Below are 19,291 nucleotides of genomic sequence, written 5' to 3'. Positions count from 1 at the left end.
CCTGTATACACGAACCTATACATTTTATTTCTAGACTAGATTTAGAAGCATACCAATCAATAGCTTACTCCGGACGGTCGGTCTGTGAAATACTCACGTTCCACCCACGATTGCCAATCCGCTGAATCTCCGGGCATAATCCATTGCGGATAACGGGCGTTCTCTGCGCGCTCATATCCTTTACCACCAAGTACAAAGCGCATATGCGGAAACTCGTCCGCAATTCGACCCACAAGCTGATCGCACCGTTCAAGGAGTTCTGAACTGGTAACCGAAAGGCAGACCAATCTGATTTTCTGCTCCCGAATGATGGGAAATATCCCCTCTTCCGGCGTGTTGGCTCCGAGATAGAGTACTTCGGCACCATTTTTGCGCATAAACAGCGAGAACAACAATAATCCAACCTGATGATGCTCCCCTTCCGGGCACATCGCTAGAACTTTGGGCAGATGCGGATAGATCGGGAACAGATGGAAAAACTGATAGAAGCGCTGTGAGATCAGCTGTGTCATGAAATGCTCCTGGGCGACCGAAGCTCTGCCCTGCTCCCATGCCTCTCCTACCCGAACCAGTATAGGCACCAGCACATGATAAAACATGGAATCATATCCATACATGGTGAAGCCAAAATCAATCAGGCCATTGGCCCGTCCACCCTGGAAATGGTAAAGCGAGTCGTAGATCTGATCAGCTATTTGAACATATGCCTCTTCCGCCGTGGGCACTGGAGCCGTTAACGGTGCAGGCACAGCAGCTTCAGGAGGTGGGCTGGTTTTGTTCACCTTAAGCATACGAACCGCTTCGGAGATATTGGTCTGATGTTGTTCTACCTGTTCTTTCAACCAGCGCAGATCCGCAACATTCTCATCCGTGTATAAGCGATAACCCGATTCCGTCCGCTCAGGGGTGACCGCACTATATCGATTCTCCCAAGCCCGGAGGGTAACGGTTGGAATACCCAGCATGGCAGCGACTTGTTTGATGGAATACACCTTATTACCCACTTTCTTTCCTGAAATAGCCCTAATTCACAGGTTAAAAACGAAGCCTTGTCACGTTATTGTCAGGTATATGAAAATCCGAACATTCTACAAAAACAATACGCTTATTATACACAACAGACATATTACTGTCGATGCATCCGCCCTATTCTTGGATCTCGATCTACCTCATAAATGAAATATTGCTTCAGGCTCTCTGCGTCAACGTTGTCATCCGGGTGGTAATAGAAGTCAGCACGTTCAGAAAGGGGAGTTATTGTTGTTTTCTAATCGCCGCAAGACATCAGACCGCAAGTCTTCACGCGGCAAATTTCCATACATACGAACAGGTCTCGTACTATTGGTGCTATGGCTCATCGCCGTCATGCTCTACCAGACCTACAAACCGTTACCATCCGGCATTTCTTATGAAAGTCCGGAATACCGTGTGGATCAGGTACAATTTCTGCATGATCTGACCTATCCCTCCGCTGATGGACAGATGGAGCATGAACAGCAGATCTTCCAGCGCATGCTTCAGGTTGTTGAGGACGCGGAACAGTTCGTGGTGGTTGATATGTTTTTATTCAATAACTACCAGCACAAGGGTCAGCAATTTCCACCCATCAGCACCGAGTTTACGGAAACACTGGTTGCCAAAAAACTTCAGAAACCGGATATGGACATCTGGTTCATTACGGATGAAGTGAACACCAACTATAACTCTGCACCCAACCCGTTACTGGAGCAGATGAAACAGGCCGGAATTCACGTGGTCATTACAGATGTGGATCCTTTACGCGACTCCACCCCTGTCTACTCCGCTGTGTGGCGCACCTTCTTCCAGTGGTTTGGACAATCCGGGAAAGGGTGGATTCCGAACCTGATGGCATCCGATGGCCCGGATGTCACTGTACGTTCCTACCTTAAATTGCTCAATGTGAAGGCCAACCATCGCAAAGTTGTGGTCAACGAGAAGACGGCTATTGTCTCCTCAGGCAATATTCATGACGCCAGTGCCTATCACTCCAACATTGCTTATGAAATAACCGGACCAATCATTGGAGATATCCTTGAGTCGGAGCAGGCTGTTCTGAATTTCTCGGGTGGAGGAAAGCTCCCATCCTATACAGCTCCTCCCACAGATCCGAATAAGGGGGATTTGCGAATTCGCTATCTGACCGAGGGCAAAGTAAATGACGCCGTGCTAAACGAGATTAAGCAAACGGTAAAAGGTGATACCCTGTGGATGGGCATGTTCTACATCGCTTCACCCAAAGTATTGGACGCCCTGCTCGAAGCCTCGAAACGGGGAACCGAAATAAGGCTAGTGCTCGATCCGAACGAAAATGCCTTTGGTCAGGAGAAGACCGGCATTCCCAATCGCCCTGTAGCTGCTGAGTTACATGATAAATCGGATGGCAAAATCCAGATTCGCTGGTATAACACCACCAAGGAGCAATATCATACCAAGATGATGTACATCGCCAAAGCTACCGGAGATCATATCGTCCTTGGAGGATCGACCAACTTCACTCCCAGAAATATGAATGATTATAATCTGGAAAATGACCTTTGGGTTGCTGCGCCACCTGAAAATTCATTTACCCAAGGTGTCGCGGATTATTTTGATCGCATATGGAATAATGAAGATGCCGAGTTCACCCTGAACCTGGATGAATTTCAGGAAAAGACTACATTTTTGAAAGAAATCGTATATAAGCTGCAGCTGATTTTGGGTTTAACGACCTTTTAATTGAAAATGAAATCTCAAGCATAAACCCGCCTGTACACTATTGTGCAGGCGTTTTTTGCGCCTTGACAGCGAATGTAAAATGTGAAAATATAGGTTACCTAACGACCGTTAGGAAGGTGATATTAATGACTGCACATTCGATTCGGGATGCAGCCTTGTTCCATTTTGCAAGAGATGGATATGAAGGGGCCTCCTTAAGAGCTATTGCTGACGAAGTCGGGATTAAAAAACCGTCCATATATGCACATTTCAGCGGCAAGGATGACCTGTTTTTGCACACCCTTGCGCATGCGTTCAAGGATGTTCAGCGTCGAACGCTGGAATACTTCCGCGATCACGCCGATCTCCCTCTGGAGCAAAGGCTGAAGGGTTTGCTGATATGGTTTGAGCAAGAGTATAACTGTAATGCCTCTGCCCGCTTTATGCTGCGTATGTGCTACTTCCCGCCGCTTGCGCTATACAGTGAAGTCATGGATATGGTGTACCCGTTTCTGGACGGTATGGAGCGGTCACTGTCACGACTGCTGCAAAGGGCGACGCGCAAAGGAGAACTACAGGCTGTTCCGGCGGAACAAGCTGCGATTGCTTTTATGACTTTTCTCGATGGCATCACGGTTGAGATTATCTATGGAAGTTCACGTCGATACAGAAGACGGATTGAAGCTTCCTGGCCTGTCTACTGGCATGGCATTCATCATCTGAAACAAGAGGCACGGTCCGTTGTGCCGAAAGGAGATTCATCATCATGAACCGCAACTGGTTATATGTATTTATCGGAGGACTCATTGAGATTGTATGGGTAAGTGGGCTGAAACACGCCTCCAATGTGTGGGAATGGGCTTTGACGGCCCTGGCCATCATCCTCAGCTTTGGATTAATCATTGCTGCTTCCAAAAGATTGCCTGTGGGTACGGTATATGCCGTATTTACGGGGATTGGTACCGCAGGTACGGTACTGACCGAAATGCTGCTATTTGGTGAAGCATTCTCGCTTGCCAAGGTTTTGCTCATCGGCCTGTTGCTATGTGGTGTGGTCGGACTGAAACTGGTCACAGATCAACAATCGGCAAAAGGAGGTGAAGCATAATGGCTTGGATAGCAATTGTGGGTGCAGGCATATGTGAAATTTTTGGTGTCATCGGCATTAATGGTGCTTCTTCCCGGAAGGGCTGGCCTTATATCGTGCTCATGCTCGTATCCTTCGTGATCAGCTTCTCTCTGTTATCCTATGCGATGACTTCTATTCCCATGGGCACAGCGTATGCGGTATGGACTGGAATCGGCACGGTGGGCAGTACGTTAACAGGTATGTTCCTGTTCGGTGAGCGGAAGGAAGCCAAGCGGCTGCTGTTTATAGCCATGATTTTGGTGGCGGCAATTGGATTGAAACTGATTACGTAAAAGTTATCGGCATCGTACTCTCCGTTATCAGCGATTTTTAACTTCACTTCAATAATCTCATATAAATTAATGATTAAAAAAGACGACTTCATTCAGGAAGTCGTCTTTTTGGGATATGATGTAAATAGGAAACCACCCTACACTCTGTTACGTATGAAAGGATGTCGTGATGATGAAGAAATGGTTCGTGCGCATGGGTTCTTTTACCGGATACATATTCCTGATCGCTGTGGGAGCCTTTTATCTGATTGCTCTTGCAGCCATTATTCTTCTAGCTATTTATGTTTTTAAGGGCGGAGCCTGAAATAGATCATTTGCAACTCATCAACCTTAGTCTGCTCGTCCAACCTTGATACTCGTGATTATCATACCTATTGCAATGAACGTATCGTCGCTCGTTATCAGCTACTATCTTGTCTACATGACGCGGGAAATATGCTCCAGACCCCTTATGTTATCCCCTCTTCTTTTTCCATTTTTCTCCCATTTGAATTCCATTGTCCATATCGTTTATACTTGATTTGACCCTAAAGTCAATTCAAGAACTCGTAAGTTCCGCAGGTGAGGTGAATGTATCGTTAATGAACCCTATCCATGAAATGAATGAAAAGAAAAAGCTTATTATTACCACAGCACTCAGGCTGTTCTCAGCCAAAGGCAGTGCTGCAACCTCGATGCAGGAGATTGCAGAGATATGCGGGATGTCGAAAGGCAGCCTCTACCTTATGTTCAAATCGAAAGAGGAATTAGAGGCCAGTACGATGGAGTACTGCATATTCACACTCATGGATGAAATGTCCCAGATTGAACATGAAACTGGGCTCACTTCAAGAGAACGTCTGCATAAGCAGATTGAAACACTGCTTGTCCATGTATCCGAGCTGAAGGAATTTTTACGCGTGCAAATGCGCAGCATGATGATGGATGAAGAGCAGCATCGCAAGGAAAAGTGCAAGCCGCACCACAAGGATTTGGAGATCCGTACCCTGCACTGGTTCAAGGACAAACTGGAGGATCTGTACGGACCGGAGATTGAACCCTATATCATAGACCTTATTTTGCTTACACATGGTCTGTTCCTCTCCTACGTCAAAATCTGGTTTACGGAAATGCCTTCCCTTACCGTATCCAAGATGGCGAGCAACATGCTGCAAACGATCGATTATGCAGCTCGCGGATTGCTAGATCAACGCCCTGCTCCATTGGTTCCTTCGGAACATTGGCCCGCATGGAGCAGCGATTCAGATACAGATTCCACAGTGATGCGTCATCCCATTCACATCATCAAACAGATGAAGGATATCATCACTTCGGATATGCCTCCAGGGCAGGTGCGCAACGATGCGCTGGAGACCATCGCCATCCTGAGACAGGAAATGATGGAATTCACACCGCGACGTGCCATTATTCTGGGCATGATGCACAATCTGGATCACATTCCTGTCATCCAGCCATTGCACTCCGAGCTTCAGCACATTATGGATGCCATGTATAGCCGGTTTATCCAGGCTGACTCGTCACAACAATAAAGAAATACAGGGAGAACAGAGAGGAGAAGAAACCACCGTATGAAAGGGATTATCAATTTTTCACTGAACAACAAGTTTGCGATCTGGATTCTGACCATCATCGTTTCCTTCGCCGGTTTGTACAGCGGACTGACGATGAAACAGGAGACCATTCCAAACATCAATGTGCCATTCCTGAATGTTACGGCCATTGACCCAGGGGCTGCTCCGGAAGGTATTGTGGAGGATGTCACCAAGCCATTGGAACAGACCTTAAGAAATGTTGAGGGAATTAAGACACTCACCTCCACCTCCATGGAGAATGCCTCTTCCATTACTCTCGAATTTGATTATGGTACCGATCTGAACAACGCTACAGCAGCGGTACGCGAAGCACTGAATGAGGTGCAGCTGCCTGACGGCGTACAGAAACCAACCATCTCCAAATTCAGTATCAACTCCTTCCCGGTTGTCTCGCTCAGCTTGTCCGACAAGGATGGCGGCGATCTGGAACAACTGACTCGACTGGTTGAAACGGATATCCAGCCTGCACTCGAAGATATTGACGGTGTAGCTCAAGTCCAAGTATCCGGTCAGTATGTCAAGGAAGTTCAACTGAAGTTTGACCAGAAAAAAATGAATGAACTAGGCTTGACTGAAGACACAGTCAACGGCATCGTTCAAGGTTCTTCTGTCCGTGTACCACTGGGACTGTTCGAACTGGATAAAGCACAGAAAGCGGTTGTTGTTGACGGCAATATCATCGATCTGGATGATCTGAAAAATCTAACCATTCCGGTTGTACCAAGCGGTGCAGGAGCAGGCAGTGGTTCAGCCACAGCACCACAAGGCGCCGACGCACAAGCTGGCGGAGCAGCTCAAGGCTCTGCACAAGGTGCTGACCAGGCTGCTGGACAAACCGCTGGCGGAAATGCCAGTGTGGGTAGCACTGCTGCCGCTAACGCACCTGGAATTCCAACGGTTAAATTAAGCGAGATCGCTAAAATTGAAGTCATTGGTCAGGCGGAATCCATTTCCCGGACAGACGGTAAGGAATCCATCGGGATCTCCATCGTCAAGTCCAATGATGCCAACACGGTTGATGTCGTCAAGGCGGTTAAAGACAAAGCGGAAGAGTTGCAGACGCAGTTCAAAAACGCTGAGTTGACTGTTTTGCTCGACCAAGGTAAACCGATCCAGGACTCCGTAAACACGATGTTGTTCAAAGCGATGTTTGGTGCTTTGTTCGCCATTTTGATCATTCTGTTGTTCCTGCGTGATATTCGCTCCACCATTATTTCTATTATTTCCATCCCGCTCTCCTTGCTCATTGCATTGACAGCACTGAATATGATGGATATTACACTGAACATGATGACACTGGGTGCCATGACGGTTGCGATTGGACGGGTTGTCGATGACTCCATTGTCGTTATCGAGAATATCTATCGCAGACTGACACTCCAGGGAGAAAAACTCAAAGGCCGTGATTTGATCCGGGAAGCCACCCGGGAAATGTTCATTCCGATCCTTTCTTCCACGATCGTAACCATCGCGGTATTCCTGCCGCTCGCACTGGTGAGTGGTATGGTCGGTGAGTTGTTCATGCCATTTGCCCTGACCATGGTCTTTGCCTTGCTGGCGTCCCTGATTGTGGCTGTTACGATTGTACCTATGCTGGCACATACGTTGTTCCGCAAAGGTCTGAAGAACAAAAAGAATCATGATGAAAAACCAGGCAAGATGGCGGAAGGTTACAAACGCCTTCTGAACTGGACATTGTCACACAAACTCATTACGGTCGGCGTCGCTGTATTGCTGCTGGTCGGCAGTTTGTTCCTGTACCCGTTCATCGGTGCAAGTTTCCTGCCGGAACAACAGGATAAATATGTGACCATTACGTACAGCCCGGAAACTGGAGCTTTGCGTGAAGACGTTGAGAAAGAAGCGCTTGTAGCTGAGAAGTGGTTGCTGACACAGCCGGGTCTGGAGAAAATGCAATATTCTATCGGCGGAAGTAATCCACTGAGCAGCATGGGTGGCGGAAGCTCCAACTCTGCCCTGTTCTATATTGAATACAACGAAGATACGAAAGATTTCACTCAAGTGAAAGAACAGCTTGTGGAAGGTCTGAAGAAGGAAGTTACTGTAGGAACCTGGAGTGAGCTTGACATGTCCGGGGGTCTGGGAGGCAGCAGCTTAAGCCTTTCTATCTATGGTGACAATGTAGATCAGATCAAACCTGTCTCGGATGAAATCCTGAAACTGGTTGAAGCAGATACCGAATCCTTTGAAAAAGCGGACACCACACTCTCCGATACCTACGGGCAGTACACGCTCGTCGCGGATCAGGAGAAACTGAGCTCGCTGGGTCTGACTGCAGGCCAACTGGCCATGGCGCTTAGCCCTGCGCGGGAACGTCCTGTGCTCACGGAAGTGGATATCGACAACAAAACGTATAAAGTGTATGTAGAGACAGACAAAAAGTCATTCAACAGCATTGCTGATATTGAAAATGAAAAAGTGGCTTCGCCGCTCGGCATCGAAGTACCTATCAAAGATGTCGCGAAAGTGGAAGAAGGCACCTCGCCGAACTCCATCATGCGTATTGACGGTAAAGTCGTCGTTCAAGTGACAGCCAACATTCTGGCATCCGATGTGCAAAAAGCTTCATCCAACTTGCAGGCGAACATCGATAAGCTCGATCTGCCTGATGGTGTTGAAGTGAAATTTGGCGGTACAACTGAACAAATCAATGACACGTTTACCCAACTTGGACTTGCGATGGTAGCTGCCATTGCGATTGTATACTTTGTGCTCGTTGTTACATTCGGCGGCGGACTGGCGCCATTCGCCATCCTGTTCTCTCTGCCGTTTACCATCATTGGTATTATGGTCGGCCTGTTCGTGGCTGGCGGTACGCTTGATGTATCTGCCATGATGGGTGGACTGATGCTTATCGGGATCGTGGTCACCAATGCCATCGTCCTGATCGACCGTGTTATTCACAAGGAAAAAGAGGGTATGCCTACCCGTGAAGCCTTGCTGGAAGCCGGTGCAACACGTCTACGTCCAATTCTGATGACAGCTCTGGCTACCATTGGTGCCTTGCTGCCACTGGTTACTGGACTCGAAGAAAGCGCAGGGATCATCTCGAAAGGTCTCGGCATTACCGTAATCGGCGGTCTGATCAGCTCCACGCTGCTGACTCTGGTTATCGTGCCAATCGTGTATGAGTTCCTGATGAAGTTCAAAAAGAAAAGAATTGAAGATTAATCGACACCTTCTGTTGATCGAATTAGATCACCATTCAGAATTAAGATGAGCTTCTAACTTAGAACACCCCTTAGTCCACATTAGAATGATTTGTACATTCTGATATCCGGCTAAGGGGTGTTTTACATGTAGATATGAACTCATAGCATGATCACAGCAACATCTATATGTTAGATAGATATACATAAGAGTGATCACTTTTGTTTTATTTCATAAAAGGAAGAGATCTTTTTGTGAAATAAAACAAATGAACGTGAGATTTCAGCCCATCTGCTGTAAACAGACTTATAATATGGATTAATTATGTAAGTTCACGGACTCCAGTCAAATGATACCTTCAGTACATCACATCATAACAAACGCTCCTCAGTAACCCGACTTACCGATAGCGGGTATGGAAACTGCATGTATTTGTGGGAAGGACGGTGGTTGTGTGGGGGAAACGACGCTTCATATCCAGATGAGAGACATGCTGAAACGTCCAGTATTCCGGAAGGCAGAGGTTCTTGCAAGTGAACGGGCCTTGGAGCGATATGTGCGCTGGGTGCATATCATGGAGGTCACCGAAGTTGGCAATTTGCTGAATGGCGGGGAACTGGTGCTGACGACTGGCATTGGCTGGCAGGATGATGAGAAGCAGGGGCTGTCTTTCATGCGTCAGTTAATTGCCCGCGGAGCTGCGGGACTCTGTATCGAACTGGGGGCTCACACCAAGTCGCAGCTTGGGCCCATGAAGGAACTTGCAGCAGAAGAGGATTTCCCGTTGATCTGGTTCCATGAGCAAGTACGTTATATCGATATTACACAGGACCTGCATTTTGCCCTGATTCGCAGCCACCAGCGTATGCTTGCCGAGCTCGACAGCCTAACCACCTCGTTCAACCAACTTCTTTTGAATGGAGACGGTGTGCAGCCGCTGCTCCGACTATTGTCTCGAACAACAGGTTATCCTGTAGCGTTATATCCACTGGACGGGGAAGCGAGCGCTGTTCCCTACTGCCCTCCAGCCCAACTGGAGATTCGTCGGCAGGAGTGGTTAGTACATCGCGGTCATTCGGACTATGGAGATCGTTTGGAAGATCGTTTGGATCATTTGATGCGGGCGAATCATTCGGTGCATTCACTGGATGTACTCACTCTGCCAGTTCAGGCACTTGATTATGCCTTTGCCGATCTGGTGCTGATGGTCGACAAGCGACCTGATCTCGAACCGGAATCCCCTAACAGGCCATCGGACGAGTTCATCATCCAGGCACTGGAACGCTGTGCGGCCGCCATTGCTCAGGACTGGATGCGTACCAAATACATGGAGGAAAAACGACGGTACAAGGAAGATATGTGGGTCATTGACTGGCTCAACGGACATCATTCCACCAAAGAAATTCATGAATATGTATCTGCTGCCAACGCCCAGCTTGCTGCCGGAAATGGCACCGTCATTTTGTTTGATAGCAATCCCAACTACACGGACAGTCTCAAGCTGCAGAAGCTGTTAATTCAACGCAATATCGTTGCCCGGTCCGTTTTTTCCCGCGAGGGCTTCGCCCTGTACAGCACAGTTCTTAACCACCAGATCATTCTGATTATTCTTGACCCTCTGCCTGGACCTCAGCGAAAAGGCAGTCTATGGCGCTGCATTGAACAGTTGCAGCAGCATGAACAGGAACAGACCCATCGCCTCTTCTCGGGTCTGTTCGGCATCGGTCACAGCTGCGCTGATCTATCACGTCTGAAAGACAGCCTTGAGGCAGCCAAGGATACCCTGCGCATTCAGAAGGACATCGGTGTGATGCAGCAGCCCTTTTATAGCAATCTTCACTGTTTCCGCATTATTGCCAGCATGAAGCAGAGCGGCAGTCTGGATGATTTCATTGAGGAATATCTTGGGCCTGTCATTCGTTATGATGCCGAAAAAGGCGGCCAGTTGCTGCGCACGCTTAAACAATATTTTATTCTATGCTGCTCCAAACAGGAGACCGCCACAGCTTTGTTTATCGTCCGACAGACGCTATATCACAGATTGCACAAAATTGAGACACTGCTGGGTGCCGACTATACCCTGCCGGAGAAACGCGTAGCCATCGAACTTGCCATCTATGCCTATGAATACGTTCACGGGCCGCTCGCATGACCTTCTTACGCCCCACTCTGCACCTGAAGCTGTTTGATCAGAATATGACTGAACCACTTCCGCCCAGACGCTGTACCCACATATTGCTCCTGCTTATCTCCAGGAAGGTCGGGGTGCCCCCATACTACATGAGCACCCTCCAGATGTTCCCGAACGGCATAGATACGATAACCCTGCGCCACCATTCGTTCGATCGCCATCTTTTCCACCTCAAACACATCATGGTCAGACATTTGCTTCACCCTCCGTTCACTGCCGCTACAGGTTTTCTTGCAGGTAATGGTGCACCGGCATCATATTTGGTACGCTTCACATACTGACCCGCTCCTGCCACTCCGGCAAACTGTCGATCCCGAATCACATATTCCCCGCGGCACAGCACCGTCACTGGACATCCCTGAACCTGCATGCCTTCAAACGCGCTATAATCCACATTCATATGATGGGTATCCGCCGAAATCACCCTGGAGATGGATGGGTCAAAAATGACGATATCTGCATCTGTGCCGACAGCAAGTGTGCCTTTCTGCGGAAACAAACCAAATAGCTTGCTTGCCCGTGTAGAGCATAGATCCACCCACTGATTAAGCGAAATCCGCCCCTTCACGACCCCTTCGGAATATAAAATGCTGAGTCGATCCTCAATGACAGGCCCGCCATTTGGAATTTTGCTGAAATCATCCCGTCCCAAATCCTTCTGTCCCTTGAAGTTAAACGAACAATGGTCCGAGCCAATCGTCTGCAATTGACCGTTCTTCAGAGCATTCCACAGTACTTCCTGATGAGAGGCCTCACGCAGTGGTGGGGACCAGACATACTTCGCACCTTCAAAATCCGGTTGATCCAGCTTCGATTGATCGAGGGTTAAGTACTGCGGACAGGTCTCGCCCCAGATTCGATAACCCATGTCCCGCATACGTGCGATCTGCTCCACCGCTTCAGCACAGGTAACATGCACCACATACAGTTGTGAATCGGCTAGTGCTGCCAATCGTGCTGCACGCCCTGTAGCCTCTCCCTCCAGGATAGAAGGACGGGTAAGTGCATGGTGAATCGGCTCGGTTCGCCCATCCGCCAGTGCCTGCCGCACCAGCAGATCGATAACATCGCCGTTCTCGGCGTGCACCATGACGAGTGCGCCGTATTCTTTGGCCTTTTGCAGTGTCTGAAAGAGAATGCCGTCATCGGCCTGGAACTGATTTTTGTACGCCATAAATACCTTGAAGGAAGACACTCCTTCTTCTTCAATGATCTGTGGCAGTTCCTCCAGCACCTGATCATTCATCTCGCCAATCATCAGGTGAAACCCGTAATCAATGGCGGCCTTGCCCTCTGCTTTGGCATGCCATTCCTGAAGAGATTCCAGCAAAGGTCGGCCTTTTTGTGTCAAACAGAAATCAATGACCGTTGTTGTGCCGCCGAAGGCAGCCGCTGCGGTGCCCGTTGCAAAATCATCCGCCGTCACCGTTCCGCCGAACGGCATATCGAGATGCGTATGCGGATCAATACCGCCGGGGATGACATAACAGCCGGACGCATCTACAATTTCCGTTCGTTCATCCGGTACAAGTCCCATACCAATCTGCATGATCTTTCCGTTTTCAATAAGGATATCCGCATCAAACGTATCCGACGCCGTGACCAACATTCCGTTACGAATCAATTTGCGGGTACTCATAATATCGCCTCCTTGGTGGATTGATCTCTGGCCGATTGCAGCAGGGCAATTGCAGACTGACGTTCATTCCAGGTTAACGGTTCCTGTTCATGCGCGATCTCTACCATCTCAATCGCTCCGTCCACTGGACAGACAATGGAGCACAGGTTACAACCGACACAATCTTCTTCGACTACCTCCAGATAAGAGCCAGAGGGATCGGACAACATATCAATACATTGATGCGAGGTGTCTTCACAGGCAATATGGCATTTGTTGCAATTGATGCAGACATCGCGGTTGATTCGGGCTACCACTTTGTAATTCAGATCGAGATTGCCCCAATCCGAATAACGCGGAACCGTCTGACCAATCAACTCGGATACACTTCGCAGACCTTTCTCATCCAAATAATCGTTCAATCCATCGATCATCTCCTCCACGATACGGAACCCATGATGCATCGCTGCTGTACATACCTGAACCCCCGTTGCACCCATAAGTAAAAACTCTGCGGTATCCCGCCAATCGGATATGCCTCCGATGCCGGAGATCGGTACACCCACTGCCGGATTGCGCGCACACTCGGCAACCATGTTCAGCGCGATTGGCTTCACCGCCGGACCGCAGTACCCGCCATGTGCACCTTTGCCGCCCACATGCGGCACAGTATTCCATGAATCCAGATCCACACCGGCCAGGGAGTTAATCGTATTAATCAGGGAGATGGCATCAGCACCGCCGCGCACCGCTGCACGGGCGGTCGCCGTAATATCCGTGATGTTTGGCGTAAGCTTCACAATGACAGGTGTGGTCGCGACCTCCTTCACCCACATCGTCTGTAATTCGACCAGATCCGGCTGCTGACCAGACGCTGCGCCCATACCACGCTCGGCCATGCCGTGCGGACAGCCAAAGTTCAGCTCCAGCCCGTCTACGCCGACAGCTTCGACTTTCCTCACAATTTCGTGCCACTTTTCCCGTTTCGGTTCCACCATGAGAGAAGCGACGACTGCCCGATCCGGGAAACGCTTCTTGGTCTCGGCAATTTCGCGCAGATTCACCTCCAGCGGGCGATCGGATATCAATTCGATATTGTTAAAACCCGCCACACGCTGCCCACCAAAATGAACGGCTGCGAAACGCGAAGAGGTATTAATAATCGGTTCGCCCAACGTCTTCCAGACGGCACCGCCCCAACCTGCTTCAAAAGCACGCTGAACCTGGTACCCGGTATTGGTCGGCGGCGCAGAGGCCAGCCAAAATGGATTGGGTGATCGAATACCTGCCAGATTAATGGATAAGTCAGCCATAACGATCCCTCCTTGGTGTGATTTGCACTCACAATGGTGTTTGTTTGAACTTCACAAGTTACACTGGAACCTCCTACCTCGTATCTCATGCCGTCTCCTCCACCTGCCCGGGTAACGCCTTCATCACCGATGCAGCCGCCAGCTTGCCCTGCTGTGCTGCGGAGACCACCATCGCTTCGCCCTGCCCCTGACCGAAGATCACATCGCCTGCTGCATAAATCTGTGGATGGGAGGTCCGGTACGTCTGTGGTTCCACTTCAACAACACCTCGGTGATGACGCAAGCCAAATGCCTCAATTAATGGCAGCAAACGGTTCTGCCCAATGGCTCGAACAACGGTATCACATTCAATCAAGAACTCCGAACCCTTCATCGGCACAGGCAGCGCCGGGCCACCTCCAGGTGGAGTAACCAGCTTCATTTTCACACACTCAATAGCCTGAACCCGCCCGTTCTCGTCTCCAATAATACGCTGCGGCATGGTGAACCAGCGGAATTCCACACCCTCCTGCTTCGCAAATGTATATTCAAAAGCATAAGCGGTCATCTGGCTCTCCCCGCGCCGATAGAGCATCTGCACACGCTCAGCCCCCAGGCGTACCGAACAAGTCGCTGCATCCACCGCCGTATTGCCTGCACCAATAATGGCAACCTTCAGTCCGTTCAAGGCTGGCGGGACACCCTGCTTCGTGGATTCCACCAGCTCAATGGCATCATAGACACCTTCCAGCGTCTCTCCTTCAATACCAAGCATCGGGACCGCCCCCATCCCGCATGCCAGAATAACGGCTTCGTGCTGCTCCAATAGTTCCTCAGCGGATACATCCACCCCGATGCGTACACCATAACGAATCTGTACACCCAGTGCCTGCACCTGTTCAACCTCCCATAAAGCGACCGATTCCGGCAGGCGAAACGACACGATGCCGTACGTGTTGAGCCCTCCACCTTTTAATTTGGCTTCATAGATCGTTACCTCGTATCCTGCACGACCCAGCTCTCTGGCTGCAGACAACCCGGCAGGTCCAGCGCCTACTACCGCAACGCTTCTTCCATTGGCAGGCGCTGCGTGGAATAACGGCTCGTTCTTCGTTCGTGCCCAGTCTGTTGCATATCGCTGTAAGTCACCGATCCGAATCGGTTTGGACGACTCATTCAGTACACAAGCGCCTTCACACAGTTCCTCTGTCGGGCAGACCCGTGCACAACTTGCACCTACCGGGTTCGCCTCCATAATGGTCCGAGCCGAACCTTTGAGGTGACCTGTTGAGATTTTTTGGATAAACGAGGGAATATTGATGTCGGTTGGACACGCCTTGATACAGGGTGCATCGTAACAGTACAGACAGCGATTCGATTCCTCCATCGCTTCCTTGCCTGTCATTGCAGGCTTCATTTCGGTAAAACGGCTCTCCCATCCGTAATCGGACACCATTACTCCTGCGCTGTTCATCATGCTCTACACCTCCATAAGGTTGATCTCTGTTTACCCTTTCTTTCACCGGCGATTAAAGCTGAACGACTGACGTGCACCCGGAAGCGGGATGATCGTCCATCCCCAGATTAATTGCTGTTACCTCAGACTTTTCTCCAGCTTTTTAAGCCCCAGGCCATCTGCTACAGGTTAACAAGATGTTCGTAGGTTTCGGGCCGTCGATCGCGGTAAAATTGCCATACATTGCGCACTTCCCGGATCAACTCCGTATCCATCTCGCCAATGATGACCTCATCCTGATCCCTGCTGCCCATGGCAACCATCCTGCCTCGCGGGTCTACCAGATACGATTGACCATAAAATTCACCCATATTCCATGGCGATTCCACCCCCACGCGGTTGATAGCAGCCACATAATAGCCGTTAGCCACCGCATGAGCAGGCTGCTCCAGCTTCCACAGGTATTCCGATGTTCCGGCTACCGTTGCGGAAGGATTAAATACAATCTCCGCACCAGCCAGCCCGAGCAGCCTTGCCCCTTCCGGGAAATGCCGATCATAACAGATGTACACGCCCACTCTGGCGTAGGCTGTATCAAATACCGGGTACCCCAGGTTGCCGGGCCTGAAATAATATTTTTCCCAGAACCCATTCGTGCCTTCGCCCGCTTCCACATGCGGAATATGATGTTTGCGGTATTTCCCCAGGTAGGAGCCGTCCGCATCAATAACAGCAGCGGTATTGTAATACGCAGCGATCCCTTCCAGCTCGTATACAGGCAAAATGATCACCACGCCAAGCTCCTTCGCCAGCTCCTGAAAACGTCTGGTCGTCGGTCCTTCCGGCACCTGCTCGGCAGATGCATACCACTTCGGGCTCTGCTCCGTGCAGAAGTAGGGTCCGTAAAACACTTCCTGTAACCCAATAATCTGCGCTCCCCTGGCAGCCGCTTCACGCACCAGTGCAATGTGTTTCTGAATGGCGGCCTCCTTATGCACTTCAACTGGAGCCATACCTTCGACCTCGTGTGAGGCCTGGATCATCCCGATGCTGATTTTACCCATAACGTCACAACGCCTCCTCTGAAAAAGTTGTTATATGTCCTTCCCGTTATCTATAGCTTCTACGCTCGTGCTGCACATCTGCCTGATGGTGCGGTACAACACTTCTGTACCGAGAGCAATGTCCTCAGGTGATGAGTATTCACTTGGATGATGGCTGATCCCATCCTTGCTGCGAACAAAGATCATGCCGTAATCACACACATACGAAAGAGCAAGTGCATCGTGGAACGGACCGCTCATCAATTCCGGCAAAGGCAGGCCGATCTCTTTGGCAGACGAGCGAATGGCATTCTTGATTGGATCTGCACAATATCGCGGCTCGCTGTTGGTATCTTCAGTCAGGGAATAAGTCAGGCCGTAATCCGAGCTAACGTCATCCAATAGATTCATTAATCGGTGTTCAAGACGGTTTCTGCGCTCCATCTCCATATCTCGCAAATCAACCGTAAAGCTGACCTGCTCGGGGATGATGTTGCGTGAGTCCGGGAAGACACTCAGGCTCCCCACGGTGCCTACGGTCGGAGCTTCCGGATCTTCTCTGACCATATCGTCAAAAGCCGCAATCACCTTGGCACTGCCCACCAGTGCATCATGCCGCATGCCCATCGGTACGGAACCGGCATGCCCTGCCATACCTTTCATCGTCACCGTGAGCCATAGCGGTCCGGAAATGCCAGTCACCAGGCCTACCGGAGCATCCAGCGATTCCAGTACAGGCCCTTGCTCAATATGCAGCTCCAAATAAGTGCCAATGGAACCTGGCGGATAGACCGCATCCGCAAATTGTTCCAGTGAACAGCCGAAGGCCTCCAGTGCCTCTCGTCGGGTCACGCCGTTTTTGTCCTGCCGCTCCAGTTCTCCCTCCTCCAGCTGTCCGGTTATGCCGCGCGAGCCAAACAATCCTTTGTTAAAACGCGAGCCCTCTTCATCACAAAAGGCAATAACCTCAATTGGCATCAATGGGCGTATGCCTTGTTCCATCAGACATTGAACAGCTTCCAGCGCGCCAAGGACGCCGATGGCCCCATCATACCGACCCCCATACGGCTGGGAATCGATATGCGAACCGATCATGAGGATCGGCAGGGACGGATCTGTACCTTCAAGGCGACCCATCAGATTGCCAAACGGATCAAGGCGCGTCACAAGTCCGGCCTCTTCCATCCAGAGACGAACCTGGATGATGCCCTCCATGTCTTCCGGGGTTAAGGCCAGTCGGCAGACACCCGTCTCCCCAATTCGGCCAATACGCGACAACTGTTCCATTCGATTATCCAGACGCAGCTGATTGATGATTTTCCCGGTGGTGGTCTGCATTCTCCCTCGCCTCCTTACTCAAATTTTTGATAAGAAGCTTGGCTCTACGGCGGTACGCTACCCAGCATCCAGACTGCGTAGTGCAGCCAGCAAACTGCCAGCGATCAGATCCAGTTCTTCCTCGGTCGTGACAAACGGCGGGGAAATCGTCAAAATATTCGCAAATCCCGGCACGGTATCACCGTTCTTGCCAATCAGGACGCCGTCCTTTTTGCAGCTTGCCAGCACTTTCATGACCTTATCCGCATCCGCCGGGGAACCATCTGCTTCGATTAACTCCACCCCGCAGGCGAAGCCGAAGGTGCGGATATCTCCAACCATCGACAGCTCCAGCAGCGGCTCCAGCTTATCCCGAAGCAGGTGTCCCAGTTCATCTGCCCGGCTAACCAGATCCTCGCGTTCCAGGATTTCGAGATTCGCCAGTGCCACCCGGCAAGACACAGGGTTACCGCCAAACGTATTCACATGACGAAAGTGTGAATCGGGTCCGGGTTCTCTGAACGAGTCATACAGGTCCGCTCGCACCGCTGTAGCGGATAGCGGAGCGTACGCACTCGTCATGCCTTTTGCCATGGTGACGATATCCGGCTGCACTCCATAATTCTGATGCCCGAATTTTTGACCGGAGCGGCCAAAACCACAAATGACCTCATCCACAATCATCAACACGCCATAGCGCTGACAGATCTCCTGCACGGTGCGCATGTAATCCGGAGGCGGGACGATCATGCCGCCCCCTGTAATGACAGGTTCCATTATGACCGCAGCTACCGTCTCCGGTCCTTCCCAGCGAATGATCTCCTCATAGATGGTTGCGCATTCCAGTCCGCATCCATCCTTGTTTCGACCAAACGGACAGCGGTAACAATAAGGAGGCGGTACATGGGAGAAGCCTACGCCCAGCGGCTCGTATTTGATTTTGCGGGCGGCTTGCCCCGTGGCGCCCAGTGCGCCCATGGAGTTACCGTGATAGGCACGGTGACGGGAGATGAATTTGTGACGAGTTGGCTCACCATTCTGGTGATGAAACTGACGGGCTATTTTGAACGCCACCTCGTTGGCATCCGAACCTGAGTTGGAGAAGAAGATGCGATAATCCCCCTCCAGCCAGTCGTTCAGCTTCTCCGCCAGCAGAATCGCCGGCTCATGGCTCTGAGACATCGGCACATACGCGAGTGCTTTCATCTGCTCATAGGCACTTCGGGCAATTTCCTCGCGTCCATGGCCCACGTTCACACACCACAGTCCAGACATCGCATCCAAATAACGTGTGCCATCCTGATCCGTAATCCAGCTGCCCTCCCCGCTAACGGCAATCATCGGATGATCGTTATGAGGCGAGATGTGATGCCACACGTATTTACGATCCTTCTCCAGCCACTCTTCCTTCGTACCGCCAAGCGGCTGAGGTTGCTGATCCACTGAACTCATTCGTCACCCCTCCTTTCTAAGC

16 protein-coding genes are annotated in these 19,291 nt (G+C 50.4%); 8 read left to right on the top strand and 8 right to left on the bottom strand.

Going from position 1 to position 19,291, the window contains the following annotated elements; all coding sequences use genetic code 11:
- Window positions 1–56: 56 nt before the first annotated feature.
- Window positions 57–992 carry a MerR family transcriptional regulator gene (locus P5G61_RS20615; RefSeq protein ID WP_301248287.1) on the bottom strand — a complete coding sequence of 312 codons (936 nt, stop codon included), beginning with the start codon at window positions 990–992 and terminating at the stop codon, window positions 57–59.
- 268 nt (window positions 993–1,260) lie between these two features.
- Between P5G61_RS20615 and P5G61_RS20610 the strand changes: the two genes are divergently transcribed.
- The 8 genes from P5G61_RS20610 to P5G61_RS20575 all read left to right on the top strand — a co-directional run bounded on the left by P5G61_RS20610 (window position 1,261) and on the right by P5G61_RS20575 (window position 11,052).
- Complete coding sequence (locus P5G61_RS20610) at window positions 1,261–2,736, top strand: phospholipase D family protein (protein ID WP_435874250.1); 1,476 nt, start codon at window positions 1,261–1,263, stop codon at window positions 2,734–2,736.
- Window positions 2,737–2,861: 125 nt separating this feature from the next.
- Complete coding sequence (locus P5G61_RS20605; RefSeq protein WP_301248285.1) at window positions 2,862–3,485, top strand: TetR/AcrR family transcriptional regulator; 624 nt, start codon at window positions 2,862–2,864, stop codon at window positions 3,483–3,485.
- Window positions 3,482–3,823: a DMT family transporter gene (locus P5G61_RS20600; RefSeq protein ID WP_024632750.1), complete on the top strand. Its 342-nt coding sequence runs from the start codon at window positions 3,482–3,484 to the stop codon at window positions 3,821–3,823. The genes P5G61_RS20605 and P5G61_RS20600 overlap by 4 nt, the downstream gene beginning before the upstream one ends.
- Entirely contained in the window at window positions 3,823–4,137 is a 315-nt protein-coding gene (locus P5G61_RS20595) for a DMT family transporter (RefSeq protein ID WP_024632751.1), read from the top strand. Before P5G61_RS20600 ends, P5G61_RS20595 begins: the two co-directional genes overlap by 1 nt.
- A 172-nt stretch (window positions 4,138–4,309) precedes the next feature.
- A complete protein-coding gene (locus tag P5G61_RS20590; RefSeq protein WP_301248284.1) occupies window positions 4,310–4,441 on the top strand; it encodes a hypothetical protein in 132 nt (43 codons plus the stop codon).
- 295 nt (window positions 4,442–4,736) lie between these two features.
- Window positions 4,737–5,666: a TetR/AcrR family transcriptional regulator gene (locus P5G61_RS20585; protein WP_301248283.1), complete on the top strand. Its 930-nt coding sequence runs from the start codon at window positions 4,737–4,739 to the stop codon at window positions 5,664–5,666.
- Between the two features lie 39 nt (window positions 5,667–5,705).
- On the top strand, window positions 5,706–8,921 hold the full coding sequence (locus P5G61_RS20580; protein WP_301248282.1) for an efflux RND transporter permease subunit: 3,216 nt from the start codon (window positions 5,706–5,708) through the stop codon (window positions 8,919–8,921).
- Between the two features lie 433 nt (window positions 8,922–9,354).
- On the top strand, window positions 9,355–11,052 hold the full coding sequence (locus tag P5G61_RS20575; protein WP_301248281.1) for a PucR family transcriptional regulator: 1,698 nt from the start codon (window positions 9,355–9,357) through the stop codon (window positions 11,050–11,052).
- Window positions 11,053–11,057: 5 nt separating this feature from the next.
- Here the strand turns inward: P5G61_RS20575 and P5G61_RS20570 are convergent, their stop codons facing one another.
- The 7 genes from P5G61_RS20570 to P5G61_RS20540 form a co-directional block, all read right to left on the bottom strand.
- On the bottom strand, window positions 11,058–11,285 hold the full coding sequence (locus P5G61_RS20570) for a hypothetical protein (RefSeq protein WP_301248280.1): 228 nt from the start codon (window positions 11,283–11,285) through the stop codon (window positions 11,058–11,060).
- 5 nt (window positions 11,286–11,290) lie between these two features.
- Complete coding sequence (gene hydA, locus P5G61_RS20565) at window positions 11,291–12,730, bottom strand: dihydropyrimidinase (RefSeq protein WP_301248279.1); 1,440 nt, start codon at window positions 12,728–12,730, stop codon at window positions 11,291–11,293.
- Entirely contained in the window at window positions 12,727–14,022 is a 1,296-nt protein-coding gene (gene preA, locus P5G61_RS20560) for an NAD-dependent dihydropyrimidine dehydrogenase subunit PreA (RefSeq protein WP_301248277.1), read from the bottom strand. Before preA ends, hydA begins: the two co-directional genes overlap by 4 nt.
- An 85-nt stretch (window positions 14,023–14,107) precedes the next feature.
- The gene (locus tag P5G61_RS20555) at window positions 14,108–15,475 is read right to left on the bottom strand and encodes an NAD(P)-dependent oxidoreductase (RefSeq protein ID WP_435874257.1); all 1,368 of its coding nucleotides are present in this window, start codon (window positions 15,473–15,475) and stop codon (window positions 14,108–14,110) included.
- A 164-nt stretch (window positions 15,476–15,639) separates the two neighbouring features.
- A complete protein-coding gene (locus P5G61_RS20550) occupies window positions 15,640–16,521 on the bottom strand; it encodes a nitrilase-related carbon-nitrogen hydrolase (protein WP_301248274.1) in 882 nt (293 codons plus the stop codon).
- 30 nt (window positions 16,522–16,551) lie between these two features.
- Window positions 16,552–17,838 carry a M20 family metallo-hydrolase gene (locus tag P5G61_RS20545; protein ID WP_301248273.1) on the bottom strand — a complete coding sequence of 429 codons (1,287 nt, stop codon included), beginning with the start codon at window positions 17,836–17,838 and terminating at the stop codon, window positions 16,552–16,554.
- Window positions 17,839–17,895: 57 nt separating this feature from the next.
- Window positions 17,896–19,269: an aspartate aminotransferase family protein gene (locus P5G61_RS20540; protein ID WP_301248272.1), complete on the bottom strand. Its 1,374-nt coding sequence runs from the start codon at window positions 19,267–19,269 to the stop codon at window positions 17,896–17,898.
- Between the last annotated feature and the right edge of the window lie 22 nt (window positions 19,270–19,291).

Source organism: Paenibacillus vandeheii, from assembly GCF_030433635.1.
GTDB classification, from domain to species: domain Bacteria; phylum Bacillota; class Bacilli; order Paenibacillales; family Paenibacillaceae; genus Paenibacillus; species Paenibacillus vandeheii.
Note: the sequence above shows the minus strand (reverse complement) of the source record. Positions and strands in the feature narration are given on the sequence as shown.